This is a genomic window from Providencia vermicola (genome assembly GCF_010748935.1).
Taxonomy (GTDB): Bacteria; Pseudomonadota; Gammaproteobacteria; order Enterobacterales; family Enterobacteriaceae; genus Providencia; species Providencia zhejiangensis.
Genome location: NZ_CP048796.1, coordinates 3,891,320 through 3,907,098, shown reverse-complemented (window position 1 = coordinate 3,907,098; position 15,779 = coordinate 3,891,320). Strand labels below are relative to the sequence as shown.

17 protein-coding genes and 1 pseudogene are annotated in these 15,779 nt (G+C 40.9%); 11 read left to right on the top strand and 7 right to left on the bottom strand.

What is annotated here, in order from left to right:
• Nucleotides 1–132 precede the first annotated feature (132 nt).
• From G3341_RS17675 to G3341_RS17645, 7 genes and pseudogenes are all read left to right on the top strand, one after another.
• Nucleotides 133–1,104, top strand: coding sequence for an HlyD family secretion protein (locus tag G3341_RS17675; RefSeq protein WP_163863196.1), 972 nt, complete (start codon nucleotides 133–135; stop codon nucleotides 1,102–1,104).
• 11 nt (nucleotides 1,105–1,115) lie between these two features.
• Complete coding sequence (locus G3341_RS17670; protein ID WP_163863194.1) at nucleotides 1,116–2,261, top strand: ABC transporter permease; 1,146 nt, start codon at nucleotides 1,116–1,118, stop codon at nucleotides 2,259–2,261.
• Entirely contained in the window at nucleotides 2,261–3,421 is a 1,161-nt protein-coding gene (locus G3341_RS17665; RefSeq protein WP_154622836.1) for an ABC transporter permease, read from the top strand. The genes G3341_RS17670 and G3341_RS17665 overlap by 1 nt, the downstream gene beginning before the upstream one ends.
• Nucleotides 3,422–3,688: 267 nt before the next feature.
• Nucleotides 3,689–4,096 (top strand): DUF350 domain-containing protein, encoded by a 408-nt coding sequence (locus G3341_RS17660; RefSeq protein WP_163863192.1) that lies wholly within the window; start codon nucleotides 3,689–3,691, stop codon nucleotides 4,094–4,096.
• A gap of 16 nt (nucleotides 4,097–4,112) precedes the next feature.
• Complete coding sequence (locus G3341_RS17655) at nucleotides 4,113–4,829, top strand: DUF1190 domain-containing protein (protein ID WP_163863190.1); 717 nt, start codon at nucleotides 4,113–4,115, stop codon at nucleotides 4,827–4,829.
• Between the two features lie 2 nt (nucleotides 4,830–4,831).
• Entirely contained in the window at nucleotides 4,832–6,025 is a 1,194-nt protein-coding gene (locus G3341_RS17650; protein ID WP_163863188.1) for a glutathionylspermidine synthase family protein, read from the top strand.
• 158 nt (nucleotides 6,026–6,183) lie between these two features.
• Nucleotides 6,184–6,351 (top strand): annotated as a pseudogene (locus tag G3341_RS17645) (PAAR domain-containing protein); the annotation flags it as partial.
• A gap of 256 nt (nucleotides 6,352–6,607) precedes the next feature.
• Here the strand turns inward: G3341_RS17645 and G3341_RS17640 are convergent.
• Together G3341_RS17640 and ubiU are read right to left on the bottom strand one after the other, a co-directional pair.
• A complete protein-coding gene (locus G3341_RS17640; protein WP_154622831.1) occupies nucleotides 6,608–7,483 on the bottom strand; it encodes a U32 family peptidase in 876 nt (291 codons plus the stop codon).
• A gap of 13 nt (nucleotides 7,484–7,496) precedes the next feature.
• The gene (gene ubiU, locus G3341_RS17635; protein WP_154622830.1) at nucleotides 7,497–8,492 is read right to left on the bottom strand and encodes a ubiquinone anaerobic biosynthesis protein UbiU; all 996 of its coding nucleotides are present in this window, start codon (nucleotides 8,490–8,492) and stop codon (nucleotides 7,497–7,499) included.
• Nucleotides 8,493–8,911: 419 nt separating this feature from the next.
• Here ubiU and ubiT point away from each other — a divergent pair, with 419 nt between their 5' ends.
• Nucleotides 8,912–9,436, top strand: coding sequence for a ubiquinone anaerobic biosynthesis accessory factor UbiT (ubiT, locus tag G3341_RS17630; RefSeq protein WP_163863186.1), 525 nt, complete (start codon nucleotides 8,912–8,914; stop codon nucleotides 9,434–9,436).
• The gene (locus tag G3341_RS17625) at nucleotides 9,430–9,933 is read left to right on the top strand and encodes a GNAT family N-acetyltransferase (protein WP_154622829.1); all 504 of its coding nucleotides are present in this window, start codon (nucleotides 9,430–9,432) and stop codon (nucleotides 9,931–9,933) included. The genes ubiT and G3341_RS17625 overlap by 7 nt, the downstream gene beginning before the upstream one ends.
• On the opposite strand, the gene G3341_RS17620 is transcribed toward G3341_RS17625, so the two are convergent.
• Nucleotides 9,915–10,217 carry a GIY-YIG nuclease family protein gene (locus G3341_RS17620; protein ID WP_154622828.1) on the bottom strand — a complete coding sequence of 101 codons (303 nt, stop codon included), beginning with the start codon at nucleotides 10,215–10,217 and terminating at the stop codon, nucleotides 9,915–9,917. The two genes, G3341_RS17625 and G3341_RS17620, sit on opposite strands and share 19 nt — an antisense overlap.
• A gap of 297 nt (nucleotides 10,218–10,514) precedes the next feature.
• Here G3341_RS17620 and G3341_RS17615 point away from each other — a divergent pair, with 297 nt between their 5' ends.
• Both G3341_RS17615 and G3341_RS17610 read left to right on the top strand, forming a co-directional pair.
• Nucleotides 10,515–10,766 carry a DUF1471 domain-containing protein gene (locus tag G3341_RS17615; protein ID WP_154624840.1) on the top strand — a complete coding sequence of 84 codons (252 nt, stop codon included), beginning with the start codon at nucleotides 10,515–10,517 and terminating at the stop codon, nucleotides 10,764–10,766.
• Between the two features lie 114 nt (nucleotides 10,767–10,880).
• Nucleotides 10,881–11,318, top strand: coding sequence for a YhbP family protein (locus tag G3341_RS17610; RefSeq protein WP_163863184.1), 438 nt, complete (start codon nucleotides 10,881–10,883; stop codon nucleotides 11,316–11,318).
• Here the strand turns inward: G3341_RS17610 and nrdG are convergent.
• The 4 genes from nrdG to ridA all read right to left on the bottom strand — a co-directional run bounded on the left by nrdG (nucleotide 11,315) and on the right by ridA (nucleotide 15,746).
• Nucleotides 11,315–11,779, bottom strand: coding sequence for an anaerobic ribonucleoside-triphosphate reductase-activating protein (gene nrdG, locus G3341_RS17605; protein ID WP_163863182.1), 465 nt, complete (start codon nucleotides 11,777–11,779; stop codon nucleotides 11,315–11,317). The genes G3341_RS17610 and nrdG overlap by 4 nt on opposite strands.
• A gap of 4 nt (nucleotides 11,780–11,783) precedes the next feature.
• A complete protein-coding gene (gene nrdD / locus G3341_RS17600; protein WP_163863180.1) occupies nucleotides 11,784–13,922 on the bottom strand; it encodes an anaerobic ribonucleoside-triphosphate reductase in 2,139 nt (712 codons plus the stop codon).
• Nucleotides 13,923–14,577: 655 nt separating this feature from the next.
• Nucleotides 14,578–15,024, bottom strand: coding sequence for a GNAT family N-acetyltransferase (locus tag G3341_RS17595; protein ID WP_154624843.1), 447 nt, complete (start codon nucleotides 15,022–15,024; stop codon nucleotides 14,578–14,580).
• Nucleotides 15,025–15,359: 335 nt separating this feature from the next.
• Entirely contained in the window at nucleotides 15,360–15,746 is a 387-nt protein-coding gene (ridA, locus tag G3341_RS17590) for a 2-iminobutanoate/2-iminopropanoate deaminase (protein ID WP_004915899.1), read from the bottom strand.
• Between the last annotated feature and the right edge of the window lie 33 nt (nucleotides 15,747–15,779).

Below are 15,779 nucleotides of genomic sequence, written 5' to 3'. Positions count from 1 at the left end.
GTCGCTTCAATATTATATCTCCCCCCTCTTGTTTGTGACCTTGCGCACAAATTTATTAACGCTGTATCGGCAATTATTGCGATAATTTGATGATTATAGTTTCCTCCGTGATTATTTAGGGTTTTACTAATAATGAAAAAAAGAACAATAGCACTGATTTTGTTGATGCTGATTTTGATAGCGGCGGCGGCACTTTTCCATTCCCACAATCAATTCTTATTATTGCAAGGTGAAGTCGATGCGCCTGAGGTTATGGTGACCTCTAAGGCAAAAGGTCGTGTTATTGAACGCCATGTGGAACGCGGGGATGACGTTCAAAAAGGGCAATTGTTATTAACATTAGATAGCCCTGAACTAACGGCACAATACGCAGCTTTAAAAGCCGCGAGAGACCAAGCGAAAGCGCAATTAGCTCAATCAATTAATGGAACACGTGAAGAAACAATTCGTAATTTACAAGCGTCATTGGCACAAGCTAACTCACAGTATCAAAATGCGACACGTGAATATACTCGCTTAAATAACTTGTCTGCTAAAGGCTATGTTTCTGCTAATGAGTTAGATAATGCACGTAAAGCAAAAGAGGTGGCTTTCCAGCAAGTACAAGGCGCAAAGGCGCAGCTTGAAGAAGCCAAAAATGGTGACCGTATTGAATTACGTCAAAAATATGCGGCACAACTGAGTGAAGCTGAACAGAAACTGGCTGAGCTGCAAGTGCAGTTAGATGACTTACAAGTGAAAGCTCCCGTTGATGGCGAAATAGGGCCTATACCCGCGGAAATTGGTGAAATTTTCAATGCAGGTAGCCCATTAATGACCATGGTCCGCATCCCACAGGCTTATTTCATTTATAACTTGCGTGAAGATATCCTTGTTGATATTAAAAAAGGTGACAAGATTCAACTTGATGTTCCCGCTTTAGGCGATAAAAAAATTGAAGCAGAGGTTCGTTATATCGCACCAAAAGGGGATTACGCAACAAAAAGGGCAACACGTGCGACAGGGGATTTCGATTTGAAAACCTTTGAAGTTCGTTTGTATCCATTAGAACCGGTTGATGGCTTAAGACCGGGTATGAGCGTGTTATGGCGCTGGGATAAATAAAAGGCGCTGTTATGAGATTAAAATTCGCTTGGCATGGTTTTGAACATGCATTCAGTCGAGAAACACAAGCCGCTATCCGCAGCCCTGTTTTTCACTGGTTAAGTTGGCTGTTTCCGTTAATGTTATTTACGTTAATAAGCGCTAACTTCTCAGAAGGAACACTGATGGATCTGCCGGTATCCGTCGTTGATAATGACCGAAGCCCAGCGTCTAGGCAGATGATTCGGGATCTGAATGCAGGCCCCCATGCAGATGTAAAAGCGATTGATAACAACCTTAACAGCTCAATAAAACGCTTAGCTAGTGCGCAAGATTATGCGCTTTTATATATTCCTACCAATTTTGAAGCGGATGTATTACGGGGGCGCCAACCTGAAATACGCATGTACTACAATGCGTTGTTTTATGCGTCGGGAAGTTATGCGATCCAAGATTTCAGTGGACTGGTGGCTGAGCTGAATGCCAAGTACCGTACTCAACTGGCGAGTTCAATGGGAAAAGCCTTACCCCCATTAGCACAAGTGACTCTTTCTTACGACAGTTTATTTAACCCCAGCGGCAGCTATATCTATTACCAGCAATTCGCAGCAACTATTCATATGCTGCAATTGTTCGTGGTGACGTGTACGATTTATACTTTATCGCGTAGCTCAATATTACAGAGTGTGAAGCCATTTGGTATGGCCGTGCTCGGAAAAATGGCCCCTTATACATTATTTTTTACCACATTATTAGTGGTTGAACTTGCGGCATTGGTGAGTATCTTTGACGCTAAGGTGGTGGGAAATCCCCTCTATATGATAATGGTTGGCTTCTTCTATGTGATAGCGGCACAAAGTATTGGGCTATTGCTATTTAGTTTCACGTCTAGTGCAATTATGGCTTATAGCCTTATTGGGATGCTAGTGAGTATTGCATTAGCCTTCTCGGGAATGGCAGTACCTGAATTATCCATGATTTTGCCCGCACAAATTATTTCGAATATTGAGCCATTAACCCACACACTCAACGCGATGTTTGATATTTTCTTACGTGAAATTTCATTTAAACGTATTGTCGAAGTCTGTTTGTTCTTACTGATTTATCCCATCGTAACGGCATTTTTGATCCGTAAACGCTTGCCGAAAAGAATTGCGGCACAAGGAGGGGAGCTCTAATGCAGATGTATTTTGCAACCTTCCGTAAAGTACTGATTGGCATGTTAGATAAGCCAATGTGGTTATTATTGATCGTCTCGTTGTGTGTGATGAGTTTAGTCTATGCGAAGCCGGTGTTATGGGATTTACCTGTTGCAGTGATCGACCAAGATCATAGTGTGGCAAGTCGAGCACTTATCCGTGACTTAGATGCTGCTCCGAAAGTGAAACTGCACAGTTATGATAGTTTAGATCAAGCTCGCAAGGATATGATCGGTCGGCAATTGTTCGCTATCATTATCATTCCAACCGATTTTGAAAAGTTTTTATTGAATGGTAAAACTATTACGATCCCTGTTTATGGTGACGCGACCAACCGTTTGGCGAGCGGCCAGATCCAACAAGAATTAGTCAGTGCTTATCAAACATTATTAAATAGCTATAACACACAATTATTAATTAATTCTGGTTATAGCAAAGAGCAAGCTAAAGTCATTATTACTCCAATTCGTAGCTTAACGGAGCCTTTGTATAATCCAGGTGTCAGCTTTGCCGCCATTGTGTTTCCCGGTTTGCTCGTCATGTTGTTACAGCATTCACTGCTTATTGCCTGTGTTCGCGTGAGTATTGCTATTCGTGGCACGCCAAAAGGTAAACCGCCATTAGCAGTATATTTAGGGGCATTATCTGCATTGATCCCAATTTGGTTATTTTTATCCACCGTCTTTTTTGCTTTGTGGCCATGGATCCTAGGTTATCGCCAAGAAGCACCACTGTATCAATTATGGATGCTGACTTTTCCTTTCTTATTGGCAGTAATTGGGTTAGGTAAGTTAGTGACTGAATGTTTACGTAGTGTTGAGATGATTTATTTAACCTTAGCGTTTATTACCACACCGGTTTTCTATATGTCAGGAACGATATGGCCATTGCAAGCAATGCCTGAGTGGGTACGCATGATCGCGTCAGCATTACCATCAACATGGGCAACCAGTGCCATGGCGGGGATCAACCAAATGGGTCTACCGTTTAGTGGCGTATTGATGGATATTGTGATGATGCTGGTTCTTGGGGTCATTTATACTGTGATTGGTGTGTTTATTGGTATGCTACGTGACGGTGAATTACGTCATATTTCCCATATTATGCATCGTTGGCGGAAGCAGCGTCATGATTCATAATGTTGTTTAAGATGTCTAATGAATAGAAGGCCTGATAAAGATTAAAAGTCATTGCGATGTTGAGATAAATAACCGGCCTTCATTCTAATATGACGGTGAGTTTTTAAGTCATTATTAGATAATCCCAATTATGAATAAATAGTTTTACGCATTATAAGATATTAATAGCCTGAACTTTAAAATTAAGTTAATTTAATTCTTTATAAATGCTTTATTTTAAAAAAAGCTTAAGTTACATTTATTCCTTTTTTAAAGGAATAAATCTCTATGGACTTTTCGACTATCCTTTCTGCGTTACTTTCGTTTATGAGTTATTTTGCGATAGGTACTGTCATGGTGCTTGTGTTTCTTTTTATTTATACACGGATATCGCGTCATAATGAGTGGGCATTAATCAAACAGAATAATACCGCTGCTGGGCTTGCATTTATTGGTGCTATGCTAGGTTATATCACTCCACTATCGAGTGCTATCTCTCACTCTATTAGTCTTCTAGACTGTATTATTTGGGGCGTTATTGCATTATTTGTTCAATTACTTGTTCTCGGCGCAACCAAAATATATATGCCAAAGATCAGCGAGAAAATAGAACAGAATAATATTTCTGCTGGGCTATTTTTAGGAGGTACATCACTTGGGTTTGGTATTTTGAATGCCGTTAGTATGAGCTATTAACAAATAAAGATGTTCTATGAGTAAGAAAAATAAAATAAAGAAACATAAAAGTCATCAGCCCCATGCTAACGCTCAATTAAAACGAATTGGTACCGTAAAAAAAGAAGTACGTAAAGGCCCTAGCATACTGACGCTAGCCATTATGGGAGGGGCTGTTATTTTTGGTATACGTAGTTGTAGCAAAGAATCTCCAACCTCTACGGTGACGATCTTTAAAAATAGCGATGATTGTGTATTAGCGGGGTATAGCCGATCTTTTTGTACGCAAAAACAAGAAGAAGCTCAGCAACAATTAATTCAGCACATGGCTTACTATAATCAACTAAATAGCTGTGAATCTATTTATGGGCAAGGCAATTGCTCATTAATAAATCGCAAATTGACTCCGTATGAAAATTTGGAGTGCTTATCCCAAAACCATGACAATGAGTATTGTGATGCCCAAGAGCGCGAGGCTTATGCGCCTACACTAGCAGGCTTTTCGGTTGATAATTATCCCAGTGAAGTGAGTCGTTCTTCAACGTCTGCGCATTCAGGATTGCATTATTACTCAAGGGCTAGACCATTTTATCGTTCTAAAAGTGAACCGAATGTTTATTATGAGCCTGGTTCATCGGATAAATGGGTTTCCGATGGTTCAAATAAGTTGAAACCCGCTAAATACAGTAATAACTCGACTAAAACGACTTCACGAGGCGGCTTCGGACATAAATCCAGTCGTAAAGGTGGCTGAGTATGTTGCGAATACCATTAAAGCCGCGTGAGAATTTAGATAAAATAGCTCAAGATTATGGTTTTGATTTTCATATTATTGATGATGAAATTTATTGGGATGAATCACATGCCTATTGTTTTACCTTAGAGCAAATTGAAAATGGTATTGAAGATCCCACCGAAGAATTACATCAGATGTGTTTAGAGGTTGTTGATCTTGCTATTAACGATGAGGCTATCTTAGAAGAACTTGCAATCCCTGAATTATATTGGGATGCGATTGCAAATAGTTGGCGAAAGAATAAAGCGTCATTATATGGAAGAATGGATTTCTCATGGAATGGATATCAGACAGCAAAATTACTTGAATATAATGCAGATACTCCGACATCACTCTACGAATCCGCATTCTTTCAATGGCAGTGGCTGTCTGATATGACAGCAAGAGGTTTAATTCCAGCTAATGCCGACCAGTTTAATTCGATTCAGGAAAAACTGATTCAGCGTTTTTTATTATGGCGTAACGAGCACCCTTTTTATTTTTGCTGTTGCGAAGACTCGATAGAAGATCGCGGAACTGTTTTATATTTGGAAGACTGTGCTCGCCAAGCGGGATTACAAACGCAATTTATTTACATGGAAGATATCGGGTTAGGCCTCGGTGGGGTTTTTACGGATTTACAAGATCAGATTATTCATCAAGGTTTTAAATTATACCCCTATGAGTGGATGTTCCAAGATGATTATGGCCCGATATTGCGTAGCCAACGGACCGAATGGTTGGAACCGTTATGGAAATCAATTTTAAGTAATAAAGGGCTATTACCTTTGTTATGGCGTTATTTCCCTAACCATCCTAATTTGTTACCTGCTTATTTTGCCGATGAGCAAATTAATATTGTTGGAAAACTTAAACAGGATATGGGGAGTCATTGGCAAGGTTTTACAACCAAACCGTTATTCTCACGCGAAGGTGCGAATGTTTCATTATTCATGAATAGCGAACAAGAAATTATTACAGAAGAATTTGGTGAATATGCTCATGAACCCCGTATTTATCAGGCCAGTGCATTACTGCCTAAATTTGGTTCCGATTATACCTTAATAGGAAGCTGGGTGATTGGTGATGAACCTGCTGGCATTGCTATCCGAGAAGATGGTTCGTTAATAACCAAAGACACATCTCGATTTATTCCTCATTATATTATGAATTAATGCAGCTTATTTGTGAAAGGGACCTATGAACCGCGAATTGATCTCATTTCTCGCATGGTGATAGTGATCAAGCGCGAACTCTATCTCCCCATAAAAGAGTCATACTCAATCATTTCATCGTTCATGAATTTCTATAAAATACATCAATTCAAACTTAAGGAGTCGCCCATACAGGCGACTTGGTTGATGGCCCATCGGGTAAAAAAATAGGCACTATTGCCGAGGGCGACAGTTTAATGAAAATCAACGGGATCGCCGTAACACTGGAAGGCCACAAAGTGGCTTGTGGTGGCTTCAATGGTTGTGTACATGTCACGTTGGGATAAGTGATGACTTGCTGATATCACCGCATATCACTGAAACTACTACCCCGTCATACTGCTAATCGCAGCAGTATTGGCGATGCACATTTGCGTTAGCCATATCATTTTCTATCACTCCAAGTGATTCGTTGACTTGCCGCCGAGATACGCTGCGAATTATTTGGGAGACTATCTGTACGAGTACGAATAAAGGCAGCCGATATCCCATCGACATAAAAAAGCAATCAGAGTGTTTCGCTCATGGATGTATGGCTAACCTCTAATCAACCATCTCTAAACCTGCAACTTGTCGCCAATAGCCATTACAACTCCTGTCTGTAATCGTTAGTGGTGCTAGGCCTGTTTGGTTGGCTTTAAATTGTGACAGTATTTTTAGAGAATCATGACTTTCAGGAGAAATACGTACAATATCCACTAAATCCATCATGGATAGCTGTTCATTGCCTAAGTTGTAGCAATAGCCACTTTGTGTCTGCAATCCATTGAGCGTGAAAACCTGTTGCTGTTCTTGAGAAAAAACTTTTCGGCCTTGTGGATAGTTGATACAGCAAGTTTCACACTCATCTTTTGCACGATTTTCTGAGCGCGCGGTAAAGCAGCGGGCCGAATAGGCGAGAGGTAGGTGTCCATAACTCATCACTTCAACTTCGAATTTGTCACGTATTCCTAGCTCGTCACATTGATTGAGTAAATTGACTAGCCAATCACGAGACAATTCGACAGGCATACACCAGCGTTGCATACCTTGTCGGAGTAGGATATTAAGCGTTTGAGCGTTATAACAATTCAAACCATGACCGGCGACAAAAGGCAGGTTGCGCTCAATTAACATATTAATCACCCCAAAGTCGTGTGCTTCCACGAGGAATTCGCCATTATCGACTAATTTACTGATCTCTTTAAGTTCAGAAGGGGCTTGTAATAGTGCGAGGGTACTTAAAATAATCTGTTTTCCGCTAGCAGACAGTGCCTTAGCCAAATCAATCCAGTCAGCTGGTTTCATTTCACGACGCTTACTACAGACGGTCTCACCGAGATAAATAATATCAGCTTCACTTTGCATAGCCTGCTGATAAAACGCTTCAAGTTGCTGTTTTGGCCAGTAATAAAGAACTGATCCTAATGCATATTTCATGACGTATTCCTTATTATTGCCATTTACGATGGTAAGCGCCAAGGGTTGTTTGGCTACCTTCAGACAGTTCTCCCAAAACTTTCAACCATTGTGGGTCCGCAATAAATTGTTTCGGATTTGCATTGTATTTGTCGATGGCTTTGCGCCAGATACGAGTGACGTCGGTCACATAGGCTGGGCTGCGTTGGCGACCTTCAATTTTGACCGATGCAATATTTGCGGCCATCAAATCTGGCAGTAGTTCTATGGTGTTAAGGCTGGTAGGCTCCTCCAGTACATGGTATTGATGGTCATCAACCAAATAGCGTCCTTTGCATAGTGTCGGATAACCAGCATTTTCATTGCCTTGATAGCGGTCTATCAGGACTTCATTTAAACGTGATTCCATGCCTTGTGGCGTTTGCTGCCAACGAACAAATCGTGCAGGCGAGCAAGCACCAACCGTATTGGGGGATTCGCCGGTGAGATAAGATGAGAGATAACAGCGTCCTTCTGCCATGATGCATAGGCTACCAAAAGCAAAGACTTCTAAGGGAACAGGGCTAGTTTTGGCGAGTTGCTTGACTTGATGGATAGAGAGAACGCGCGGCAATACGATACGATGAACATCAAAATTACGTGCATAAAAGCGAATCGCTTCGGTATTTGTCGCTGAAGCTTGCACAGACACATGTCGCTCAATATGTGGATACTTATTCGCGGCATATTCAAGCATTGCTAAATCAGCAAGAATTAATGCATCTGCGCCCAAAGATGCAGCAAGGTCGACAGAGTCTCTCCAGCGTTGAAAACCATCGGGATGAGCAAAGGTATTAATTGCAATATGCAGTTTGCGCTTGTGATTATGTATATAGCGTTCTGCTTCACGTAATTTTTTTTCAGTAAAATTCAGGCCTGCAAAATGGCGTGCGTTGGTATCATTTTTCAAGCCGATATAAACCGCATCGGCACCATTATCGACAGCCGCTTTGAGAGCTGGTAGGTTGCCCGCAGGGCAGAGTAATTCCATGGTGTCTATTCCAGTGTAAAATTTCGACAACTTAGCATTCTAGTCAACTCGGTAGAGACAGATTTTGATTTAAGGCAGTGAATTGGTTGTTTACCTGTTGAATTTGCATCGTTATTTTGATGTTAACACTCCAATATCAAAAAACTGATGCGTTTTAGTTAGGTGGATTTACTGGCAAATAGGCGAGTAGACAGAGTATTCATGATATTTCTGGCAGAATAAAAAATAAATACTGGCGAGAAGAGCAAACCTTGATATAGGATCAAATGAGTGCTTATTTTCTTTGGCATTATATGAATATTCTATTATTGAGTATGTCGATATATATGTCTGTTATCACACTGATTTGCTAGCCATAAGCCATAGCGGGTGCTGTGTTGTATTTAATAGGCAGTCAATTGATATAGGGAGTCAGAGCTGTGTTAGGAAAAATTCGTTCTCAACTTATCTTAAAAGGGCCTTCACTACTGAAGTTTCCTTTAAAAGTGACCCCATTTGCTGTGCAGCGTCAGGTGCTTGAGCAGCTACTTAGCTGGCAATTCCGTGAATCGGTCAAAGAAGGTGAGCTGGATTTCCTTGAGGGTAAATGGCTAAGAGTTGAAGTCAGTGACCTTAACTTAGTCTGGTTTATTAGCTTACAAAATGGTGTGTTAGTCGCGAGTGCTCAGGAACAAGCCGATGTTAGCGTAAGTGGTAAAGCGAATGACCTGATCCTTATCGCGGCTCGTAAAGAGGATCCCGATACGTTGTTTTTCCAACGCCGCTTAGTGATTGAAGGCGATACAGAATTAGGCTTGTACGTGAAAAACCTGATGGATGCTTTTGAATTAGAGAATATGCCAACACCATTGCGTTTTACATTGTTACAGCTGGCGGATTTTATCAAAACCGCTCAACAAGACGAGGACACTGAGCATAAAAACTCGGTGGCATCCCCATGTTAATTCGAGTTGAAATACCGGTTGATGCAATAGGCATCGATAAATTATTGCGTGAGACATTCCCCACGCAAGCTGAAGCAGAATTAGTGCATAAACTACGTGAAGACGGTTTATTAACATTAGGTGTTGTTGCAACCAATGATGACGGCGAAGTGATTGGTTATGTAGGTTTTACGCCTGTAGATGTCAATAATGAAGATGTGCAATGGGTTGGCCTTGCGCCTATTGCTGTCAGTCAACAATATCAAAACCAAGGTATTGGTAGCCAATTGATTTACGAAGGTCTCGATAGCTTAAATGAGTTTGGTTACGGTGCTGTGGTGGTGGTAGGGGATAGCAACTATTATCGTCGTTTTGGTTTTGAACCCGCATCACAGCACAATATTGTAAGCCAATGGCCTGAGTTACAAGACCATTTTATGATTTGTGGATTAGAAAATGGCACCTTAAGTGATCATACAGGGCGCGTGACTTATTCTGCTCATTTTGATGCACTGTGATTCACTAAGTAATTTATAATATTGTCTGGCTGATCAAGGATCAGCCTTTCTTTTGCCTTTTTACTGAGTTTTTTGACCTGAAATTCCAATTTTGATGCTGCTGAGCGATCCCCCACTAAACAATGAAAAACAAGAGTCAGTGGCATTTTTCCTTTCAATGCTTTTGCACCTTTTCCTTCTTGATGCTGAGTAAAACGGCGTTGAATGTCTGTTGTAATCCCACAATACAATCTGTTATTTTTCTCTCTTATTAGGTAAATATACCAATTTTTCTGTGTGGTCATTAGATCCTAGCGCCTTATTTTTGCCTTTCTGTGCTGAAATTTAAGGGGAAATAATTTGGGTATAAACTAAAAATCTCGCTGATCAGTGGAAATATAACTTATTAAATTATATATAAAAAATGACACATTAAAGTCATAAATTTGTAACCTAAAGATTGGTTTTGATTCAAATTTTTTGAATGATAACAGCAAAATTAGCTAATTTTCATTACGATTTAAAGTGCATAATATGATCCATATCACAGGGGGACGATAAAACGCCCTGATAATAATTGAATATACAATGAGGAACACATTATGAAAAAATCAACACTAGTCGCTGCAACTTTGGCTTTAAGTGCTATTTCATTTGGCTCAATGGCTGCTGAAGAAGTTCAACACTCTAGCCAACCCGCTGCTGGTTATGTTTCTGTAACAGGTGCTGTTAGCGTTAATGACCTAACTGAAAAGTTAGCCAAAAAAGCTGAAGAAGCTGGTGCAAGTTCATTCCGTGTTATTTCCGCAGGCGGTGAAAACTCAATGAATGGTGTTGCTGCAATCTATAAATAATTTATAGTACCTAGCAAATACAATACCAAACGTTCAGAACAGCTTAAGCACGCTCAGCGATAGACAAACGATATTCAAAGAGCGTGTTCTGAACGGACAATGTGAGTTTTTGCGATGAATGACCAACAGGCATTACAACATATCCAACGTTATCTTTCCCGCCAGCACGTTTTTTCTTTCTTTACGTATCACGAGCATGATATCTGGCCAGCCACTTGTTACTATGCATTTGATGCTAACCAAATGAGTTTATTTTTTATGACCGATCCCGATTCGCGTCATGGTCAACTTATGCGAGCCAATCCTCGCATTGCAGGCACAGTTTCCGCACAAACAAAAGTTGTCAGCCAAATCCAAGGGATCCAATTTATTGGCGATGTGATAGCCTTGGATGAAACGTTATTACCGCAAGCTCGCCAATTTTACTGTCGCCGCTTTCCTGTGGCGTTGACCGCAAAACTCCCTGTATGGCGCTTAGATTTACAGGAAGTCAAAATGGTCAATAATAAATTAGGTTTTGGTCGCAAACTGCATTGGTCACGAGAGCATTAACGTAAAGTGTGAATAACTTGATTACTGCTTCCTCGCCAAAGTAGAGCGGGATCATACAACTCTTGAACAAATTTCCCATCGACCAGTACGTTAATCAGACTAACCACTTTCTGTTGCTCTGGTGTCAATTCTGCAAGCTGATAACCTGTCCATAGCCAAATATCTTTATCAGGGCAAACTGTTTTGACACGATGAACTAATTGAAAAATAGCCGCGAGGTTAGCAGGGTGCAAGGGATCTCCGCCGGAGAGAGACAACCCCTGCCGACGGATTCGTGTATCCTGTAAATCCTGTATGATCCGATCTTCCATTGCTTGGGTAAACGGGATGCCAGAGTCGAGACGCCATGTACTTTGGTTGTAGCATCCACGACATTGATGCACACAGCCAGAGACAAACAGTGTACATCGGGTTCCAGGGCCATTGACGACATCAACAGGGTAATATTGATGATAATGCATAGTCTTAACCTAGCTGCCCATTGCCTAAATGTTTGATGCGTCGTTTGACTTCTTCTTGTTTACCCGCGTTAAATGGGCGAGCATCAGGGCTTCCTAGGTAACCACAGACACGGCGGATGACTGAAACGCGGTTGGTGTCGTGATTACCACAACGTGGGCAAACAAAACCCTTGCTAGTGCAGCTAAATTCACCCGTAAAGCCACACTCATAACATTCATCAATTGGTGTGTTTGTTCCATAATAAGGAACATGTTCATAGCTATAATCCCAAACGTCTTCAAGGGCTTTCAGGTTGTGTTGTAAGTTAGGATATTCTCCATAACAGATGAAACCACCATTGGCGAGTGAAGGGTAAGGTTGTTCAAAGTCGATTTTGTCGTAAGGGTTAACACGTTTTTCAACATCAAGATGAAAACTATTAGTGTAGTAACCTTTGTCTGTCACATGGGGAATCACACCAAATTCAGCGGTATCAAGGCGGCAAAAACGGTCACACAGGTTTTCACTTGGTGTGCTATACAAGCTAAAGCCATAACCAGTCTCCGTCTTCCATTCGTCTGTTGCTTGGCGTAATCGACTAACAATAGCGATGGCCTTTTCTCTTAATTGGGCATTGTCATAAACATGTTCTTGAGCGCCGAAGAGCGCATTGATGGTTTCATGCAGTCCAATATAACCTAATGAAATGGAGGCACGGCCATTTTTAAATATCTCGGCAACACTATCATCGGCTTTGAGTCTCACACCACACGCGCCTTCCATATACAGAATCGGTGCAACACGTGCTTTCACATTTTCTAGGCGTGCAATACGTGTCATGAGTGCTTTTTTGGCGATGAACAAACGCTCTTCTAGTAATTGCCAGAAGGCATCTTCATTACCTTGAGCTTCAATCGCAATGCGCGGTAAGTTAAGGCTGATCACACCTAAATTATTGCGACCATCATGAATTTGTTGCCCATTTTCTTCATAAACGCCTAAGAAGCTACGGCAGCCCATTGGGGTTTTAAAGGAACCAGTGACATTAACGACTTGGTCATAGTTCAGAATGTCTGGATACATACGTTTACTGGCGCATTCCAAAGCTAACTGTTTGATATCATAGTTAGGATCCCCAAATTGGTGGTTCAATCCTTTTTTAATCGCAAACACCAGTTTAGGGAACACCGCGGTTTTACGGTTTTTACCTAAGCCAGCAATACGGTTTTTTAAAATAGATTGCTGGATCAAACGTGCTTCTGTTGAGGTGCCAAGGCCAAAGCCAAAGGTGACGAAAGGCGTTTGTCCATTTGCGGTATGTAATGTATTAACCTCATATTCAAGGGATTGGAATGCGTCATAGCATTCTTTTTCTGTTTGGCATTCAGCATAGCGCTGAGCATCACTGATCCCCCAAGCTTCCGCTGTTTTAAGGTGTTTTTCATAGCTGATATGTACATAGGGTGCCAGTATTTCGTCAATACGATTGATAGTCGTACCGCCATAAATGTGGCTAGCTACTTGAGCAATAATTTGTGCAGTCACGGCAGTTGCTGTTGAAATAGACTTTGGTGGCTCAATTTCTGCATTGCCCATTTTAAACCCATTGGTTAGCATGCCTTCAAGGTCGATAAGCATACAGTTAAACATAGGGAAAAAGGGCGCGTAATCCAGATCATGATAGTGGATTTCGCCTCGTTCATGAGCAATGACAACATCTCGAGGCAAAATATACTGTTTAGCATAGTGTTTTGCCACAATACCAGCGAGTAAATCACGTTGAGTAGGGATCACTTTACTGTCTTTGTTGGCATTTTCGTTTAGCAGTGAAACATTGCTTTGCTCAATAAGGCCTCGGATATCATGGGTGAGCTGGCTACGTTTTTCACGTGCACTATCTCTATCATGACGATATTCAATGTAAGCGCGCGCTAGGTTTTTATAAGGGCCGGACATGAGCTGATTCTCTACGGCATCTTGGATCTCGCGAATGTCTACTTTTTCACGATGGCCGAGTTGCTCTGTGACAGCAGTTGCAACGTGAAGACAGTAGTCATTATCTTGAATATTCACAGCCGTAGATGCACGCTTTATGGCCTCTTGAATTCTTTGGGCGTCAAAATTGACTTGGCAACCGTCTCGTTTAATCACAACCGTTTTCACTGAAATGCTCCTTATTGAGTTATCCACAATATCAAACCGTCAGATAATGCCGCAGTAGCAGGAGTGGCTGTCTTGTGGATAAAACTGTGAATAAATACTATATGTAGTATGTGTTGATGCAATTAAAGCACAATATATAGGTTATTGCTCTTTTTTAGCTACACTAAACTTGATCCACAACAAGGAAAAAAATAAATTGTATGAATATCAAAAGCCGAGATAACAAAAATAAAAACCTATTATGAAATTGATCGTGGCAGCAAACGATGGCCTGTGTGAGCGCCGGTAAAATACGAAACAGTCAAATCACATCATAGCGATCTGTCAGTGCATAAATCATATGAGAAATCCAAAATAGCAACTTGATTGCTAATAAAATGGTTTTCCGATTAAAACCGCCTAGTAATAAGGTAATAAAAGGGCCGGAAATCGCGATAACCACGACATAAATACTGACAAAAAAACCAACTTGCGGGGCAGTTATATGACGTTGAGTGGATTAATTGAGGTAATAAACCGAACACGCCACTTCAGTCGTCATAGCACCAAATACGGGCAAAGAAAGGATATTAAGAGTAGAGAAAAAGTTGATCATGGTGGATTTATCTAACAAAAAAAGGCCACTTATGTGGCCTTTATATTGAGTTATAGCGAATTAGTTAAGCAAATCAAATTTTGCTAAGTATTCACCCCAGTCTGCAACACCTTGAAATTCAAAGCCGACACTTTGGTAAAAATGATGCGCACCAAGGTTATCAATATGATAGCCAATCATAATGGCTGGAATTTTCTCTTGATTTGATGACTTTATTTCATCAATCAATACCTGCATCGCTTGCCGACCATAGCCGAGACGTTGGTGCTTCTCGTCTATCATAAAGCGATAAATCCAATAATTGCCATCATCGGGGTCAATACCATACATGACTAACCCCACTAATGTATCTTGATGCTGAATACCTTTAACGATAAACCGAGGTAAAAATTGAACTTCCGCAATTGAATATAAGTTGGAAGCAATAAATTGTGCTTGTTCTTCTGAAACTTGTAAATCAGCACAATCTTCCCAGTTATCTTGATTCAACCCAACGAGTGTTACCATTAACTTCTCCTGTTTAGAGAAGCAAACCTTCTCTAAATTATGAATGAATAGAATATGTTTTGAATGTATTTAGATTATTTTTACGCATGGTAACCCCCTTAGTTCGGATGAGTGATAGGGCCTAATTGGCGACTAAAAATGCGGCTCAAATATGCCGGAATGGCAATAAAATAACAAGATGTTTTGAAAAATATATTGTTGGCAGGAAAGTGAATAAAAAATAGTCCGTATAGCGAGTTAGCGCATGATTATTTGGATAAGTTCGGGGAAGTGAAAGGTGATAACACAAAGCAGAAAAAACGCCATTTTTCCCGCTTTGTGTTATCTGTTATTTATTACTTACGCACAGCGATCGCTTCGATCTCGATTTTTACATCTTTCGGTAAACGGGCAACTTCAACACAAGAGCGCGCAGGGAAAGGGGCATTATGTTGTTTGAAGAACTCTTCGTAAGTTGCATTCACGGTTGCGAAATCGTTTAAATCTTTCACAAAGACCGTGGTTTTCACGATATTGGCAGCGCTAAGACCCGCTTTTTCTAAGATAGCAGCAACATTCGCCAGTGATTGGCGAGTTTGTGCAGCGATATCTTCGGGAACTTCCCCTGTTTTTGGATCAACAGGGATCTGACCTGAAGTGATAACCATACTGCCTAGGTCAACACCTTGTACATAAGGGCCGATTGCTGCTGGTGCATTTTCTGTACTGATTTCGTATGACATAATGACTCCATTTAAGCAGATAAAATTAGCGTG

Coding starts and splice junctions, on each gene's coding strand:
- G3341_RS17675 (WP_163863196.1), top strand. CDS start 133: ATGAAAAAAAGAACAATAGCACTGATTTTGTTGATGCTGATTTTGATA.
- G3341_RS17670 (WP_163863194.1), top strand. CDS start 1,116: ATGAGATTAAAATTCGCTTGGCATGGTTTTGAACATGCATTCAGTCGA.
- G3341_RS17665 (WP_154622836.1), top strand. CDS start 2,261: ATGCAGATGTATTTTGCAACCTTCCGTAAAGTACTGATTGGCATGTTA.
- G3341_RS17660 (WP_163863192.1), top strand. CDS start 3,689: ATGGACTTTTCGACTATCCTTTCTGCGTTACTTTCGTTTATGAGTTAT.
- G3341_RS17655 (WP_163863190.1), top strand. CDS start 4,113: ATGAGTAAGAAAAATAAAATAAAGAAACATAAAAGTCATCAGCCCCAT.
- G3341_RS17650 (WP_163863188.1), top strand. CDS start 4,832: ATGTTGCGAATACCATTAAAGCCGCGTGAGAATTTAGATAAAATAGCT.
- G3341_RS17640 (WP_154622831.1), bottom strand. CDS start 7,483: ATGAAATATGCATTAGGATCAGTTCTTTATTACTGGCCAAAACAGCAA.
- ubiU (WP_154622830.1), bottom strand. CDS start 8,492: ATGGAATTACTCTGCCCTGCGGGCAACCTACCAGCTCTCAAAGCGGCT.
- G3341_RS17625 (WP_154622829.1), top strand. CDS start 9,430: ATGTTAATTCGAGTTGAAATACCGGTTGATGCAATAGGCATCGATAAA.
- G3341_RS17620 (WP_154622828.1), bottom strand. CDS start 10,217: ATGACCACACAGAAAAATTGGTATATTTACCTAATAAGAGAGAAAAAT.
- G3341_RS17615 (WP_154624840.1), top strand. CDS start 10,515: ATGAAAAAATCAACACTAGTCGCTGCAACTTTGGCTTTAAGTGCTATT.
- G3341_RS17610 (WP_163863184.1), top strand. CDS start 10,881: ATGAATGACCAACAGGCATTACAACATATCCAACGTTATCTTTCCCGC.
- nrdG (WP_163863182.1), bottom strand. CDS start 11,779: ATGCATTATCATCAATATTACCCTGTTGATGTCGTCAATGGCCCTGGA.
- G3341_RS17595 (WP_154624843.1), bottom strand. CDS start 15,024: ATGGTAACACTCGTTGGGTTGAATCAAGATAACTGGGAAGATTGTGCT.
- ridA (WP_004915899.1), bottom strand. CDS start 15,746: ATGTCATACGAAATCAGTACAGAAAATGCACCAGCAGCAATCGGCCCT.